The organism is Kordiimonas lipolytica (assembly GCF_001550065.1).
Map to the genome: position 1 here is coordinate 1 of NZ_LRUB01000014.1, position 15,400 is coordinate 15,400.

A 15,400-nucleotide genomic window follows, 5' to 3' on the forward strand; every position below is an offset into this window, starting at 1 on the left:
TGAACCGCCCCGGGATTGTCGGAGGCAGGTTGGTTTAAGTTAAGCGGCCATGGGGCGTTCGTCCAGCATGGCGTAGTAATTTCTCTCAGCCTCGGCAGGTGGAATGTTGCCGATTGGCTCCAGCAGGCGTCGATGATTGAACCAGTCGACCCATTCAAGCGTCGCAAATTCAACCATCTCAAATGACCGCCACGGCCCTCGCCGATGGATGACTTCGGCCTTGTAGAGCCCGTTGATCGTCTCGGCGAGTGCGTTGTCGTAACTGTCCCCGACGCTGCCAACCGATGGTTCGATACCATCTTCTGCCAAGCGTTCGGTGTATCGGATCGAGACATACTGGCTGCCCCGGTCACTGTGATGGATAAGCCCGCCTTTTCTTGCTGGCCTGCGGTCATGCAGAGCCTGTTCAAGTGCGTCCAGCACAAAGCCCGTATGTGCCGTCCTGCTGACCCGCCAGCCAACGATGCGCCTGGCAAACACATCAATGACAAAAGCTACATAAACAAAGCCCTGCCATGTGGCGACATAAGTGAAGTCAGACACCCACAACATGTTGGGTGCCGGGGCATGGAACTCGCGGTTCACTTGGTCAAGTGGACAAGGGGCTGACTTGTCGCTAAAGGTGGTGCGAACAGGCTTGCCTCGAATGGCGCCTTGTAGCCCCATCTCGCGCATCAGACGCTCGACTGTGCAGCGGGCCACATGAAAGCCTTCACGGCCGAGTTGACGCCATATTTTGCGGACACCGTAGACCAGAAAGTTCTCCTCAAAGACACGGGCAATCTCCGGCTTCAGTGCCATATCGCGCTGTGCCCGTGCAGACAGAAGTGACGGGTCACGGCGACAGGCCAGATGGTGGTGGTATGTGGATGGGGCGATCTGCAGCAAACGACAGATCGGCTCGACCCCATACAGGTCCCGGTGCTCGTCGATAAAACTGATCAACGTCTCAGTGGGCGGTCGAGCTCCGCCTGGGCAAAATAAGCCGATGCCTTGCGCAAGATCTCGTTGGCTTGCCTCAGTTCCCGGTTCTCCCGTTCAAGGGCCTTCAGCTTGTCGGCAACCTCGGTCGGCATACCAGCCCGCTGGCCGCTGTCCACCTCTGCTTTCTTGACCCATTCGTTCAGGGTCTGAGGGACACAGCCAATCTTGCTGGAGATGGATACAATCGCTGCCCAACGGGACGGATAATCGCCCTCATGGGAAAATACCATGCGGACCGCACGGTCGCGGACTTCAGGTGAAAATTTGTTCGTGGTCTTGCTCATAATGGCTCCTTTTACTCAGAAGTTGGAGCCTCCGGCAATCCCGGGGCGGTTCATGCAGCCTATACTTATATTTTATAACAGGTTCTTCTGAGGATGGCATGAGAACAACATCCCTAACACTATTGCCTCTAATGAGCATTCACCTGAAAAATGTGTCACCAATTCAAGTGCCTGTGTTGTTCATTCTCAACGGAAAGCAGCAAGGTATTTACTGGGAACTTTCAGACTATCTATACTTCCGCCTACAATGCGGAAGTATCTCCGCGACAAAGGCTAGAAGCATTGCCAGAACAGTCCAACGGCTAATCAATATATTTGATATTTGCTCAGTCAACGAAATCGCAGACGACTTCTTACTATCCAGACTTCTTGCCATATATTGCCTGGTCAGAATATCTGGCACGCTCACGATGGACGCTGAAGAATGGATGGCGCTGAAGTGGCAGCCAGTTAGTGAGGCTACCGCCCGCATAGAATTCACTGAAATCATAAACTTTTTCGATTATTGCGAACAAGAACTGGGGCACACCAACTTTCGAGCCGCTTCAACAAAAATGAAAAAAACCAGTTTCATTAACAACGCTTATAAGGCCAGATCAGCCGCAGACTTCCTTTTCCACTTAAACACTCAACGTGAACATTGGGACAAAATCTTCGAGAAAAAAACGATCAAACTTCCTTCTCTGCTCCGCCCCCTTCCCAAACCTGACCTTTCCAGGACGGAACGAGCCATCAGCTCTGCAGATCTGGAAGAGATCATCAACCGAGAACCCAATCCAGTCTTCAAGTCATTATTCATTCTTTATGGTTACGGGGGGCTAAGGCGCTCAGAACCATTGCATTTTTGGCAAATAGACATCAGACCCTCATCAGATTGGGCTGAAATATCAGAGTTTCCATCTTCAATGCCACTGGTTCTGAGATGTCATCCGTCTCATTCGCGATTCTTGGGTAGCTTTGGCGACAAGAGCAAAACCCGAATCGAACATCTAGCTAGTCGCTACCAGTTGACACCTCGCAATAGGCTACCCAACAACACATATTATTATGCAGGATGGAAAGGCACACGACCACTCCACATGCTTGGCTTTGCCCCCGTATTTTTCGTCGCCCCCCAAAAAATGCTGATGCAGTTCAATGCGGCAGTTAACGAGATCAAAGAGCACCTTCAGACATATAGAACGAGCGCGTTTCATCCGTACTTTTTCTGCAATATTTCAAGGAGAAATCACAAAGCGTTTGGCAAGCCCACAACAATCTCAAACGTCGAAAGAGCTTGGGTCCGCGCAGTTCAAAGAGTTGGCTTAACGGCTCACCAAGAGAACCGAAACATTCATGCTCTAAGGCATCACTTTGTCGCAAATGCAACCAAGTTAGGCCTTTCACCGCGAACAATTCAGCACATGCTGGGTCACACTAAACTGGAAAGCCAATTGAGGTATGGCAGCCTTATTGCTTCAGTCAGTCAGCAATTGTCATCCTTAGATTTGGAATCAAAATAATGATAGTTTTGCGCGACATATCAAATGCTCAAGTTACTCTCGCGAAGGGTAAAAAGCGAATCTTTGATGCACTGAAGGCTGGACTATCTCTTACTCGAGATGGGCTCGAAGCGTCAGGCTTCTATTGGCACCTTGTTCCTAAACTCAGCCGACTGCCGGATCAGGTAGCATTTGGTTTCACATCAGAACACGCGTCTAAACTGCGCTTCTTTCAAACACTCAAAATTTCAGAAAACATGAATAACTTTGGGATACTCCCCAAGACCGTCAAAGGCACACCGATGCGGCGCCTCAAGGCAAGCAACATCAACATGGTGCAGGTGATTCAGAATTTGGACCTTTCTGAACAACGAGCGTTGCTCAACGACATACTTTCCAACTATGAAATTTTTGAGTCGAGAATTTGGTCGCAGCAATACTTTCTCGACTTTCGCGAGCTAGAAAACTCAACCGACAATCCAGCCTCGTTTCAACAAACTCTCGATAGATCCCTTCAACACAATTCCTCTATCTCTCCCAAAGAGCATCGTGTCAATCTTGCACCAATCTGGATTGCACTGTTCCTCTTTTCGGAGGGACATGCAACTTGGTCAAGCGCCGACACTTTGGAAGGGAGTCATTACCTGCGGAATGGTTTCAACCCTTTTCGCGGCTTCATATTCTTTCACCTGTTAGCCGCCGACAGACACCCGCTTCTTAGTCATGCAATCAAGGCAACTAGGAGCATAAGCAAAGATGTTCCACAGCTGACGCTCAGGAGCCTTCTCTTGACCCCGGACTTTCTCAAGTCAGCAAACCCGCAGGAATTTTACCAATCACTTTTCGAATTCAAAAAAACTAAGAACGCAACAGAGGTGAATAAGAAACATAATTACAGCCTTCTAAACCGCATACACTCTGAAATTGGGCATTTTTTCTCTGTTCCGCCTAACGAGGTCGTTCATGGTGATTATTTTGGTGGCAGTGCAAGACTAAACTCCGCTTATTCTGGGGGCTTGTTTTCGTGGGTCATTTCGCCCGAAACTTCCAAATACAGAACGTTTGAAAAACTTGCTGGTTTCCCCTGCCCAAAGGCATTTCCTGAGGAACTGAAACACTGGGCAATGATGTTTCGAGAGATTGCGCCCAAGCTCAAACGGAAAACTCTAGAAACATATAAGCGAAGCGTGCATCTTTGGCTGATATACCTCCTCAAGCTAAAGAACGAGGAGGGAGAAGAGTTTCCTAGGGACTTTTCGGAGTTGGACAGAAATCTGCACATAAAGTTGGGATCACCAAGCTTCACCTTTATGCAGTTTCTTACAACGACACCCTTATCTAGCGGCGTCAAAGAGCAGGCAATCCGCGACCTCGAAAAGGCCATCAAACTTGCAGATTCTATGTATAACTTAGACCTGCCTGCATTCCCAATAAGTAGAAGCATCGACACTTTTGGACATAAGTATGTCAAGCATGCGAAAACGGTACGCGATTCCATTCCACGGGAGCTATATGATTTTATACTGGCGGAGAACCGCAAAGATGATTTTGCATTTGCCCGGTCTCTCCGACACTCTCGATTGGGGAGTCCGCTATACTGCCGAAGCGTATTTGATCCTTCGGTTGAAATGCGTCGGAATATCTTTTTCCCAGCCGTGCCGACCTTGCTCGACTTCATCCTCACATCAGGTGCGAGGTCCTCTGATGCCCGGCATATAGATAGTGGTGAAGGCGATGGCTACCTTGTTAATCACAAAGGTGAGAGTGATGAGAACCAACTGCTGATAGCTTCAACTGACCGTCAGGAAGGAGTGCTTAGGAGTTTTGCAGCCCCCACAATTTCAGATGGACGCGACGTATTAGGTTTACACTTCATCGACTCAAAAACTGGCCCTTATCAGGTTCCATACATTGATCCAGAAACCGCCAAATTTCTCGAGGCTATGCGAGAGTGGCAGATTAGATATTTTCCTATCACCGGCCCATTGAAAATAATGAAAAACCGGGAAGTACAAGGCGGCAATGCCGACATGTTCCTAGAGACATACCCACTGTTTCGCGACCCCAAAAACAAAGGTAGAATAAAGACTGTGTCGGCGGGTATGCTTGACAGCTACTGGCATAACTTGCTGGTGCACTGTGAAAACCTATACCTTGAGAAAACAGGTAGAAAAGGGGCATTTCTCGTCGACGGAGCCCCACGCTGGAATATCCACGCAATACGCGTAACCAACATTACCGTATGGCTGGAAAAAGGCCTTTCGCCACAGATCGTGGCTTCGCTGGTGGGGCATAAGTCAATACTTATGACTTTCTATTATGACTCGCCAAATACCACGGATGTTGTCAATGCAATCAATGAGACACATCGACACTTTGGCAGAAAAGTTAGACAAAGCCTAGAAAGCGATGACCGCCCAGAACAAGTTGCCGCCCAAATATTTGAAGCAATTGGGAATACAAGCCTAGAAACTGAAGATGCCAATATTGCACTTAGGGAATTGGTTAAACGGCGACTGTCTCCTGACATCTTTGCGCACGGCATCTGCCCCGGTGCTGACTGTTCTGCGCACCCAACAACACCACAAAGTCAGCATGCAAACGTTTTCAGGCCACGAGCGTGTTCATCGTGTCGATTCCGCATAACTGGACCAGCTTTCCTTTCCGGCCTGGTTTGGCGATACAACTCTTTGATTGCGGAATGTAAAGTTTCAATATCATCAGAACAAAAAATCCGCGCTAAGTCTGAAGAGTTTGAGCAAAATGGAGAGCAGCACCGAGCGTATAAGTTGCGGCTTGAGGCAGAAAGGCTTGAGAGAGAGAGGGACCATCTCTTCAAAGAAGTCACAACAGAGTTTTGGACCATTGTGAAGTGCCTGCAAATCAAAAACAAAGAGCAAGGAGCATTAGTCATACGAGATCAAGCACCTCTAAAGCTCATTCACAAGGAGGTAAACGACTTCACACTGTTTCAAAACGTCATTTCAGGGGCGAGCCTACATTTCGACGCCGACCACGAAGTCCCAGATTCGATCGTAATGCGCCGGAATGAGATTTTGAAAAAAATCGCGCGCCAGAACAATATGGAAGAATTATTCTTCAAACTAACGGATCAAGAGAATTGCGAGGCAATGAACTCACTTTGCTCCTTAATCTCTGAGTCTCCCTACGTCGAACAACTGATTACCGGTGAATACAAAATTACAGATTTGCCTACACTGAAAAGCCAATTCGATCAAATGCACACTATGCTAGAACGACCTAGTTTATTCGGAGGTGCCAACAATGATGCTTAGCGAGAAGCTCTTAACATCGATGATTTCAGATTTGGACCGCTACCCAAACCACAAACTGAAACGGAAACAATTAGATGGCCTCAAGGACATCTGTGATCGAATTGAAACCGGAAAAGCTGCAAAAGAATTCAAAAAGCGCTTTGGGCACAGGTTCACCTTACCGCAGAAAATCAACACGTCCACTGTTGAGCTTGCAAGATTGCAGCTAAATCTGTGTGGCCCAAGTCGATCAAGTGTTAATCGCAACCCACTAATGCGCCAGTATATTTCAGCGCGCGAAGATGAGCGCCTAAATCGCATACCAGTAAAAAAAGGTAGTTCAAGAGCCTCCATCAAAATCAGCAATATCTTGGCTCAGATACATTCATTTGAAGACCGAAATTTCATTGCAGTTCAAATTCAAGAAGGTCTTGACGCTATTAAGGAACTCCGCCTCCTGAAGAGGCAGCTAAGCAAATTCCCAAGTCTTGCGATTTCACTCGAAGAACTAAAAGGAGAAGGCTCCAACTCGAGAAACGAGGCAAAAAACAAAGACCAAATTTCATTGCCTGATCATTTAGACAGCCTGCGAAACTTGTTAGGGCGACTAACTGATGAAGACGTTTTGGAGCGTTTTGATCTAAAGTTTGACGGGTCGCGCGTCAAAGGGGGAATTTCAGGAAACCAAGCTCTTGTCCATGCAGACGAAATTGAAGCACTAAGGGCGTCGCTGAAACCGATCATTTAGCCCCAAACAGCTAAGAAGCTTTGTCACAGAGCAACCAAACATTGGTTCAGAGCTAATTTGCAAGAGCAAATAGAAAGTTCATGCGCTGTCGTTAAGGTATTGCCTAACCTGCTCGACCTTCTGCTGCATTGCAGATCTACCTAAAAAAGTTACTCCTGCCTCCGTGGCAACCTCCAGGAAAGAGTCAATCATCTCCTGCACCCTCGCAGATCCATGCTGGAGAGCGGCATTTGTGATCACGATATGCAGAGTATCTTTGGTTACTGTGGATGATCTAAAATCCAGGGGTGCCATTCGCCCAACTCTACCTTGCCCGCCATACGTATACAGAGTTGCGAGTTCGAAACTTTACGTACCCTTCAGCCTCTTCAAGGATTTCCTGGACCACAGTCGTTGTCCAATAATCGCGTGCTTCGTAACTCCTTGTATAGGGCGCACCAACACGGACATGAAAACCTACTTTTGGTTTCCCGTCTTCAGTAACAACCGTTCCATCTGATTTCATTTTCAACAACAGAGACATTGGCCCGGCATCTCCAGCACCATCACTTACACGCTCAAGACTATAACCCACCTTAATAATCTCCGAATCCAGGACCCCGTTAGAACCATACTATTCGAAAATCGAATATCCAACAAGAAGAAGTACTAGGTGTGGGAAAGGAGCCCATACCGATGGCAGCAGGATCTCGAAAATCATTACGGACACCAGGCCAACAGCAATTGCAAAAAATGCTGAAGGAAGCTCGGGAAAAAGCCAATCTACCTCAAACAGCTGTTGCCGAACATATGGGGCTTGTTCAAGCGGATATCTCCAAAATCGAATCAGGAGAACGTAGGCTGGACGTGATTGAGTTTATAAAACTCTCAGAGATTATTGGTTTGGACATTAATACTGCGATTGAGAGCATTCGCCTCAAAATGGATAGTACGTCAATACAACCAAGCAATTCTTAACCTTTGCCCCCTTAGGCGACAAGCATCATTTGAAGCGAGTATCGCCCCAAGGTTAAAGCGGGGGAGGAAACAACTTCCCGTTCAAATCAAAGGTAAGCCGGCTGGATTGTGTCAATATGTTTGCCGAAATCCCCAAAACACACAGAGCCAGCTGTATTCAAGCGAAACCGCCATCATTAATTCCAGCCAAGTAGACCTTAAGTTTATTGGGGCCGCTAGGTCCAAGAAAAACATTTCGGGGCGTTTCCCCGCCAAATGCCGAGATCGGCTGCTCCAAAAACCAAGTCCAAATTTCTGAAGGTTCATCATACCAATCACGCATAAATCTGAGGCACTCATCTAATTCGTAGAGATACTCCAGCTGTTTTTGTGACCAGCCATCTTCTGGAGTACATTGACAAAGTATGTTTTCCATGAACTCAGCTTCGCTCATACCCAACTGGTGAGCATACTTGGACAGCAATACCTTGAATGATGCATGTTGGTTCACCAAAATCCTCCACAGCGGTCAAAATCAAATTGAAACTCTTTTGACCTCAGAAGCAGGCCGCTCCAGCTTTTCTTAAACTTTTGCTAGAGTGTCCGATACAAAGGCAGGAGAAGCAAGTTGACAAAATATGAATACAAGACGATTGAATGGCGAAATAAGGAATATGAGGGGATTGACGACTTAATCGACTCGCTAGTCGCAGAAGGATGGGAACTTGAAGGTCCTGCTCATGTCTATGCCCAAATGTTCACAACGCGATATACTCAGAAACTAAAACGAAAAATCTGTACTGGTGAAGACCAGAGAAATGATCAACACCCTTAAGCTTTCACCGCTGATACTACTTGATTAGGCGTAACTGCCCAGCACGAATTTGCGCTGTGACGGCTTAGGCGACAGAAGCAGACGGCTAAAAGCTCCTAGCAAAGAGTCCGCTTTTGACCCAAAGCTGTCGCTAGGCGGATTAGAACGACCAGCTCAAGGATGCCCGGACCGAGTTGCCCGTATAGTCCGCGACCGGCAGGTTGGATATTGAAGACACATATTTATATTCAGCCCCCAGTTCCAGCTTTTCAGTCAGGGGAATCTCCAGGCTCACCCTGGCAGTATGGCGCTTGTCCTGGCGTTCATCGCCAATCGCCGCGTCGAAGCCGGTATAGTCTTTCTGGCGGTACTGATAGCGAAGCCTGAAGGTGGCTTCTTTGCTGCCAAGCTTGAACGGATGCTTGTAGCCTGCGTCAAAGGTATGCCCCCAGTAGGACAAGCTGTCGATCTCGGCAGTCTGGCGACTGATGCGGTAGCCTGTTGTGATGTTCTTGGTGCCGTCCAGCAGGAAATATAGCTTGGCATCGGCGCTGTGCCGATCCGCGTTCCGTTCTGACCGCAATGGGTCTGCGAAGGTCTGCTGCCTGAACTGGTAACTGGCGGTCAGATAGGTTTTCTTGGCGATCAGCAATCCGATATCGGGGCCCACCGAATGGACGCCCAGAAATGCTGCGCCGTCCAGCCGGATGTGGTCATACCGGTAGCTACCGCCGACATTCACCTTGCCCACCTTGCTTTTCAGGCGGGCGGACAGGCCGTGGATCTGCAGATCGAAGTTTGAAAGGTCCTGATACACGCTTTGGAAGAAGCTGTATCGACCGCTCAGGCTTGTATCGCCTTTCTCAAACACCTGTGCGCCGATGGCGCCATTGATACGTAACAGGCTGTCGCCTTGGCGGCTGGTGCTATCGATGGAATCGATGGTGACGTTGTCGTTATATTCGCCCCCAACCTCGAGGTCGATTTCCAGGCTGTTTTCCGCCTTCGCTGCACCGGCAGTTGCCAGCGAACAAGCCCCTGCAAGCACAACCCATTGTACGACTTCGCGCGCGTTCCACATAATTATTCCCTGAGCCCTTTTAATCTGAATGTGTTCTTATTCTGAGTGTGTTCTGGCGAGACCATAGCCGTAGACTTCATCAAACCCCGGCTTGCCAAGGTCCGTGGCCTGGGCCTTGATGGCCTCAAATGCTGTTGTGACTTCACCCTGATATTCTTCCGACGCCAGCCGTGCCAGCATGGCCGCCACAAATGGCGATGCGATCGAAGTACCGGTGTTGGCCTTGTATTTTCCTGCCGCATCGCCGGTGAAAACTGCCACACCCGGCGCGGACAGGTCTACATGCTGCCCCCTGTTGGCGCGCAGGAACACACGGCCTTCACCGTCAACAGCCGTAACGGCCACGACCGGTTCAATCGCTGCGGGATAGAGGGGCGCCGCCCCCGGACCGGCGTTTCCAACAGCGGCAACGATTGTCATGCCGCGTTCTATCGACCGGCGGACTGCAATTTCCAGAAGCTGGTTCCTTGGACCAGAAAGGCTCATGTTCACCACCGCAACCTCTTTCTGCAGCATCCAGTCAAGCGCTCGCACAAGACTTTCCGCGGTCGCAACCTTGTGCCCCGTGCCCGTCTCCAGGAAAACGCTTGCGGAATATAGGGTCGCCCCCGGAAGAAGCCCGAACGGGTCCTGTTGCCCCTGGCCAACCATGATACTGGCCACTGCCGTGCCGTGCTCTTGCGGCCTGGGCGCATCATAGCTGACAAAGTCCCGGGCAATGATCGATTCTGTCGGGAACAATGGGTGGCTTGTGTCGACTGCCGTATCGATCAGCCCGATCACCAGCCCTGGAACGGCATGGGCGTCAAAGCCCAGGGCCCTGGCCATGCTGGCCGGAGAAGATGTTGCGGCCATGTCCGGGCCGACAGAGTTTTCCGACACATAAAGGTGGTTGCGGTCCACAGCACCGCCTTCAAGGGCCGCCGTCAAATCATCAATGTCGCGCTGCAGTTCCGGGGCGCCAGACCTGCCAGCACGCACAAGAACCATGTCGAGACCAGCCAGATATTCCACGTTGCGGTCTTCAAACGACGACAGGTCTATCGCCTCTGCGGCTTCACGTTCAGCAAGCAGAAGCACTTCGTCTGCGACAAAAGTCGCGCCGAGTTCTTCTTCAATCTCAAACATCTCGCGTTCTGCCACGATGGCCTCTACGGCCCTATGGTCCGCGCCAGACAACCTCTGGACACGGGCCTCCCTGTCATCATCAATCTGCGTGTCAAGCCGGGCATCCCTGTCACGACCTTCAACGGCGTTCAGGCGTTCGACTATATCGTCGTCATCAAACTCGTCTTCCCTGTGGCCTTCGTGGTCGTCATCATCGTCGAACCGTGAGAAATCCTCGGCCGCTTCCAGTGCGTCCTCTGCCGATTCTTCAGCCTCTTCAGCTCGCGCTTCCGCCTCTTCCTCGGCTTGTTCTTCTGCTTCCTCTTCGGCCTCTTCTTCCGCCTCTTCCTCGGCTTGTTCTTCTGCTTCCTCTTCGGCCTCTTCTTCGGCCTCTTCTTCGGCCTGCTTTTCCGCTTCCTCTTCGGCCTGTTGCTCGGCTTCCTCTTCAGCCTGCGCTTCAGCTTCCTCTTCCGCCTGCTTTTCCGCTTCTTCCTCAGCCTGCGCCTCAGCCTCCGCTTCGGCCTGGTCCTCGGCTTCCTCTTCAGCCTGCTTTTCAGCCTCTTCCTCGGCCTGTGCTTCTGCTTCCGCTTCTGCCTGGGCTTCTGCTTCCGCTTCCGCTTGTGCCTCAGCTTCCTCCTCGGCCTGATCTTCAGCTTCCTCTTCCGCCTGCTTTTCAGCCTCTTCCTCAGCCTGTGCTTCTGCTTCCGCTTCCGCTTGTGCTTCAGCTTCCTCTTCGGCCTCTTCCTCGGCTTCATCTTCAGCCTGGTCTTCCGCTTCATCCTCTTCAGGGCCGAAGTAAGCGAACAAGGCACTTTCCACATATGCGGAAGTACGCCCAGAAGGGCGCGCGTCAGGTATCTGGGAGACATCGGGGAAGGCAAAAGCCACCTGTGACACAACAAGCGCGCTAAAGCCGCACAGCAATGTCAGGTGCCTATAATTCATTATCCCGTTCTCCAGGTGTTTGGGGGCCGAATTTACAGCGCAAACGCGCTGTATCAGGTGACGTTTAACGCCATTCTATTAAGAAAACGCGTAAGCACACAATTTTATTCCCTACTGAGTAGATAAACCCCGATTAACACTCACACGCGCAGGAAACCGCTTTCTGTGCCATAATAAATTGAAAAAAATTAAAAAAGTGGGAATAAACTCCGCTTGCTTACCGTTACCAAGGTGATGAACGCAGTTATGAAACATGACCCTGCCAACGAATGGCGTGAAGAATTGGTGGCTCTGCTGCCAAGGCTGAGGCGTTATGCGGTCTCACTGACAGGGACACTTCATGACGGTGAAGACCTGCTGCATTCAACGATCGAAAGAGCCCTCACCAAGTTCGATCAGTTCACACAGGGAACCGATCTGGATAGATGGCTTTTTCGCATAGCAAAGAACCTTTGGCTGGATGAAATCAGATCCCGGAAGGTCCGCGGCGAAACCGACAAACCGGAAAACCCGAAGGATGAGCCCTGGATCGATGGAGAAAATCAAGCCACAGCAGCGGTCGGGCTTTCCGAACTGGGAACCCTTCTGTCGCAGATGCAGGAGGACCACCGGGAAATCCTGCTGCTGGTTGTTGTTGAAGGATATTCATACAGGGAAGCGGCGGATCAATTGTCGCTACCTGTCGGTACGGTAATGAGCAGGCTAGCCAGGGCCCGGTCCAAACTCACGGAGCTGTCCGCAAAAGCGCGTCAGCAAAACGAGAACGTGGTGCCGTTCGGTAGAGGACGGGAGAGATAACATGAAGATTGAAGATACAGACCTGATGGCCTACATGGACGGCGAACTTTCGCCGACCAAGTCCAGGGCAATCGAAGACGAGCTGGCGCGTTCCCCTGCCCTGCGGGACCAGCTTGACAAAATGCGAGCAGCCGATGCCCTTCTCGCTGACAGCCTGGCAGGCACCCCGAAGCGGGCAGCCCGCCCGGACACGATGGCGCTTGTTGATGATCTGGCACGCAAGCTGGCACATCAGAAAACCGAAAGACCTGACAATCTGGTTACGCTGAAACAACCGGAGCAGGCCTCAAGGTCTTTCTGGAAGCGTCCGTTCGTGCCGCAGGCCATTGCGGCTTCGGTCGCCTTGTTCATCGGCTTTGGCGCCGGGAACCTCACGTCCACAGGCGGCATGCCACAAAGCAGTGGCATCACCGACTATGCCATGGGCCAGGTAAGCCCCCAGTCGCCGCTTTATCAAGCGCTTGAAAGCTCGGCCAGCCATCAGGCCGTCCGTTTCGGCTCTGAAGATCAGGCAGCAGCAATGCCCCTGACCACTTTCCGCACTGCGGATGGGACATTCTGCCGGGAGTTTTCAACCGCTGCGCCAAATAGCGCGCAACATGGCATCGCCTGCAGAAAGAACGGTGGCTGGCGCATCAAGGCCGTGGTCGCGACAGATGCAGTCGCCCCTGCAAACGATGGGATGTTCGTCACTGCATCTGATGCCACAACCGACCCCATCGGCAGCATGATCATGTCCATGATGGAAGGCGACGCCCTTAGCCAGAGCGACGAAGAAAAAGCCATCACTGGCAACTGGGATTGAGGCCTTCAGGGGCTTCAAAACCCTGAATTTTCTAAGCTTTTTCAGTTTTTCCAAAAAAATATTCATTTCAATGGAATAAACCCTCCTCCTATCCCGTTAACCAGATAACGCATTGATTTTTTCATCTGGAGAACGGACATGACAGATTTTATTGGAACAAGCGGCAACGATACGCTGACAGGCACCGCCAACAATGATGAGTTGGAAGGCCTGGCTGGTAACGACGTGCTGATGGGTGGCGCAGGAAACGATGAACTGGAAGACGGCTCCGGCAGCGACACCCTCACTGGCGGCAGCGGTGCCGACCGCTTCAAAATCCGGGGAGGCGGTAATGATGTCGTTACCGATTTCAACCCCGGCGAGGGCGATGTTGTCGACCTCCGCAAATATGAAACCATTAATTCCATTGATGATCTGCTGGCCATTTCCAGCGACTCTGGCGGCGGCGTGGTTATCGCCCTGCCAGGCGGCGACACGCTGACGCTCCAGGGTGCTTCCCTCTCTGATCTTGATGCTTCTTCCTTCCGCTTTGCCGCTGCTGACGTTGCTGATGAAGAAGATGATGACGCCGAAGATGCGGACGACTCTGAAGACGAAGAAGACGATGAGGACTCTGAAGACGAAATCGACGACGACGATGCTTCCGACGACGAGGAAGGCGATGAGGAAGACGAAGAAGACGATGAAGATGAAGAGGACGAGGACGAGGACGACGACGAAGATGACGACGACATCCTTGGCTCTGACGACGATGATGAACAGCGGGGCTTCGACGGCGACGACACGCTGGACGGCGGCCTTGGCGATGATGAAATCAAGGGCGGCGACGGCAATGACAAGTTGATCGGCGGCGAAGGCCATGACGAACTGAAGGGTGAAAACGGCAACGACACCATTTCAGGCGGTGCTGGCGAAGACGAAATCAAAGGCGGTAACGGCGCCGACGTCCTCGACGGCGGTGACAACGACGATGAGATCAAGGGCGGCGACGGCGCCGATATCCTGTCTGGCGGCAACGGCGATGATGAAATCGACGGTGGCGACGGCGATGATACGGTAACGGGCGGCGCAGGTGCCGACGAGTTTGAATTCGACTCGAACTCATCCGACGTGTTGACCGATTTCAACGGCGCCGAAGGCGACCGGATCGACCTTGATGACTGCGACGCCTTCGGCAGCTTCGAAGAAATGCTGGCTGCATCAAGCCAGGTCGGCTCAAGCGTGGTCATTCAGTTGGGCAACGGTGAAACGCTGACACTTCAGAACACCAACCTGGAAGACCTGTCCGCGGAATATTTCGAGTTTGACGACGACGATAATGAGCTGGACGACGACGACTTTGAGGGTGGCGACGAGGATGACGACCACGAGGGCGACGATTCCGCACAGCGCGTCAAGGGCGGTAACGGCAACGACAACCTCAAGGGCAACGGCGGCAATGACTTCATGACCGGCGGGTCAGGCAAGGACACAATCGACGGAGGCGACGACGACGATGAAATCTTCGCCGGCGCTGACGATGATGACGACGACAGCTTCGCAGGCGGCAGCGGCAACGATATTGTTGGCGGCGGCGCAGGCAACGACTTCCTTGTCGGCGATGACTTCAACAACGACGGTATCGGCGACGATGGCGATGACACAATCTACGGCGGCGACGGTGACGATGTGGTCATAGCCGGCAGCTGGCACGATGCTGATGGTGACGGTCTGTTCGACGACGGTGAGGCAAACACCAACGGCGGCGCCAGCAACAGTCTTTGGTCAGGCAGCGGCGACGACCAGGTTTACGGTGCCAACGGCGACGATGTGATCGGCGGCGGCGACGGCGACGACCGGATCGTCTCTGGCGGCGGCAACGATGTTGTCTATGCCGGCAAGGATGACGGTGAAGATGAAATCGAAGGCGGTGACGGCGACGATAATATCTTCGCGTCAAACGGTAATGACGACATCAGCGGCGACGACGGCAACGACACGCTCTTTGGCGGGGCCGGTGATGACACGGTTGACGGCGGTGACGGCATCGACCAACTGTTCGGCGGCGCTGGCAATGACCTGCTGATCGGCGGTGATGGTGCGGACACCTTCTTCTTCGGCAACAATCACGGCAATGATGTTGTGGACGATTTCGACACCGCG

At 51.7% G+C, this 15,400-nt stretch carries 12 protein-coding genes and 1 other annotated feature; of the genes, 8 read left to right on the plus strand and 4 right to left on the minus strand.

What is annotated here, in order from left to right; genetic code table 11:
- Positions 1-39: 39 nt before the first annotated feature.
- A protein-coding gene (locus KORM41_RS07560; protein WP_156431930.1) for an IS3 family transposase occupies positions 40-1,268 on the minus strand; the annotation gives its coding sequence in 2 pieces (ribosomal slippage) (positions 40-980 and positions 980-1,268; 1,230 coding nt in all).
- Positions 871-987 (minus strand) — a sequence feature (AL1L pseudoknot). It overlaps the preceding gene by 117 nt.
- A gap of 410 nt (positions 1,269-1,678) precedes the next feature.
- Between KORM41_RS07560 and KORM41_RS07570 the strand changes: the two genes are divergently transcribed.
- The 4 genes from KORM41_RS07570 to KORM41_RS07590 all read left to right on the plus strand — a co-directional run bounded on the left by KORM41_RS07570 (position 1,679) and on the right by KORM41_RS07590 (position 7,729).
- Positions 1,679-2,770 carry a site-specific integrase gene (locus KORM41_RS07570; protein ID WP_231727204.1) on the plus strand — a complete coding sequence of 364 codons (1,092 nt, stop codon included), beginning with the start codon at positions 1,679-1,681 and terminating at the stop codon, positions 2,768-2,770.
- 8 nt (positions 2,771-2,778) lie between these two features.
- Positions 2,779-6,045 (plus strand): VPA1269 family protein, encoded by a 3,267-nt coding sequence (locus tag KORM41_RS07575; protein ID WP_231727205.1) that lies wholly within the window; start codon positions 2,779-2,781, stop codon positions 6,043-6,045.
- On the plus strand, positions 6,035-6,772 hold the full coding sequence (locus KORM41_RS07580; RefSeq protein WP_068146985.1) for a hypothetical protein: 738 nt from the start codon (positions 6,035-6,037) through the stop codon (positions 6,770-6,772). The genes KORM41_RS07575 and KORM41_RS07580 overlap by 11 nt, the downstream gene beginning before the upstream one ends.
- A 675-nt stretch (positions 6,773-7,447) precedes the next feature.
- Entirely contained in the window at positions 7,448-7,729 is a 282-nt protein-coding gene (locus KORM41_RS07590) for a helix-turn-helix domain-containing protein (protein WP_068146991.1), read from the plus strand.
- A gap of 157 nt (positions 7,730-7,886) precedes the next feature.
- Here the strand turns inward: KORM41_RS07590 and KORM41_RS07595 are convergent, their stop codons facing one another.
- Positions 7,887-8,219, minus strand: a complete 333-nt coding sequence (locus KORM41_RS07595; protein WP_068146994.1) for a hypothetical protein — start codon at positions 8,217-8,219, stop codon at positions 7,887-7,889.
- 117 nt (positions 8,220-8,336) lie between these two features.
- Here KORM41_RS07595 and KORM41_RS07600 point away from each other — a divergent pair, with 117 nt between their 5' ends.
- Positions 8,337-8,543 carry a hypothetical protein gene (locus KORM41_RS07600; RefSeq protein ID WP_068146997.1) on the plus strand — a complete coding sequence of 69 codons (207 nt, stop codon included), beginning with the start codon at positions 8,337-8,339 and terminating at the stop codon, positions 8,541-8,543.
- Positions 8,544-8,682: 139 nt separating this feature from the next.
- On the opposite strand, the gene KORM41_RS07605 is transcribed toward KORM41_RS07600, so the two are convergent.
- The gene (locus KORM41_RS07605; RefSeq protein WP_068147000.1) at positions 8,683-9,603 is read right to left on the minus strand and encodes a porin family protein; all 921 of its coding nucleotides are present in this window, start codon (positions 9,601-9,603) and stop codon (positions 8,683-8,685) included.
- 36 nt (positions 9,604-9,639) lie between these two features.
- Positions 9,640-11,655, minus strand: a complete 2,016-nt coding sequence (locus KORM41_RS07610) for a S8 family serine peptidase (RefSeq protein ID WP_068147004.1) — start codon at positions 11,653-11,655, stop codon at positions 9,640-9,642.
- Between the two features lie 234 nt (positions 11,656-11,889).
- Here KORM41_RS07610 and KORM41_RS07615 point away from each other — a divergent pair, with 234 nt between their 5' ends.
- The 3 genes from KORM41_RS07615 to KORM41_RS22185 all read left to right on the plus strand — a co-directional run.
- Positions 11,890-12,453: an RNA polymerase sigma factor gene (locus KORM41_RS07615; RefSeq protein WP_231727206.1), complete on the plus strand. Its 564-nt coding sequence runs from the start codon at positions 11,890-11,892 to the stop codon at positions 12,451-12,453.
- Between the two features lies 1 nt (position 12,454).
- Positions 12,455-13,258 (plus strand): anti-sigma factor family protein, encoded by an 804-nt coding sequence (locus KORM41_RS07620; protein ID WP_068147010.1) that lies wholly within the window; start codon positions 12,455-12,457, stop codon positions 13,256-13,258.
- Positions 13,259-13,396: 138 nt separating this feature from the next.
- A partial coding sequence (locus tag KORM41_RS22185; protein WP_269448968.1) for a calcium-binding protein occupies positions 13,397-15,400 on the plus strand: 2,004 nt, incomplete at its 3' end.

Coding starts and splice junctions, on each gene's coding strand:
- KORM41_RS07570 (WP_231727204.1), top strand. CDS start 1,679: ATGGACGCTGAAGAATGGATGGCGCTGAAGTGGCAGCCAGTTAGTGAG.
- KORM41_RS07580 (WP_068146985.1), top strand. CDS start 6,035: ATGATGCTTAGCGAGAAGCTCTTAACATCGATGATTTCAGATTTGGAC.
- KORM41_RS07590 (WP_068146991.1), top strand. CDS start 7,448: ATGGCAGCAGGATCTCGAAAATCATTACGGACACCAGGCCAACAGCAA.
- KORM41_RS07605 (WP_068147000.1), bottom strand. CDS start 9,603: ATGTGGAACGCGCGCGAAGTCGTACAATGGGTTGTGCTTGCAGGGGCT.
- KORM41_RS07610 (WP_068147004.1), bottom strand. CDS start 11,655: ATGAATTATAGGCACCTGACATTGCTGTGCGGCTTTAGCGCGCTTGTT.
- KORM41_RS07615 (WP_231727206.1), top strand. CDS start 11,890: ATGAACGCAGTTATGAAACATGACCCTGCCAACGAATGGCGTGAAGAA.
- KORM41_RS07620 (WP_068147010.1), top strand. CDS start 12,455: ATGAAGATTGAAGATACAGACCTGATGGCCTACATGGACGGCGAACTT.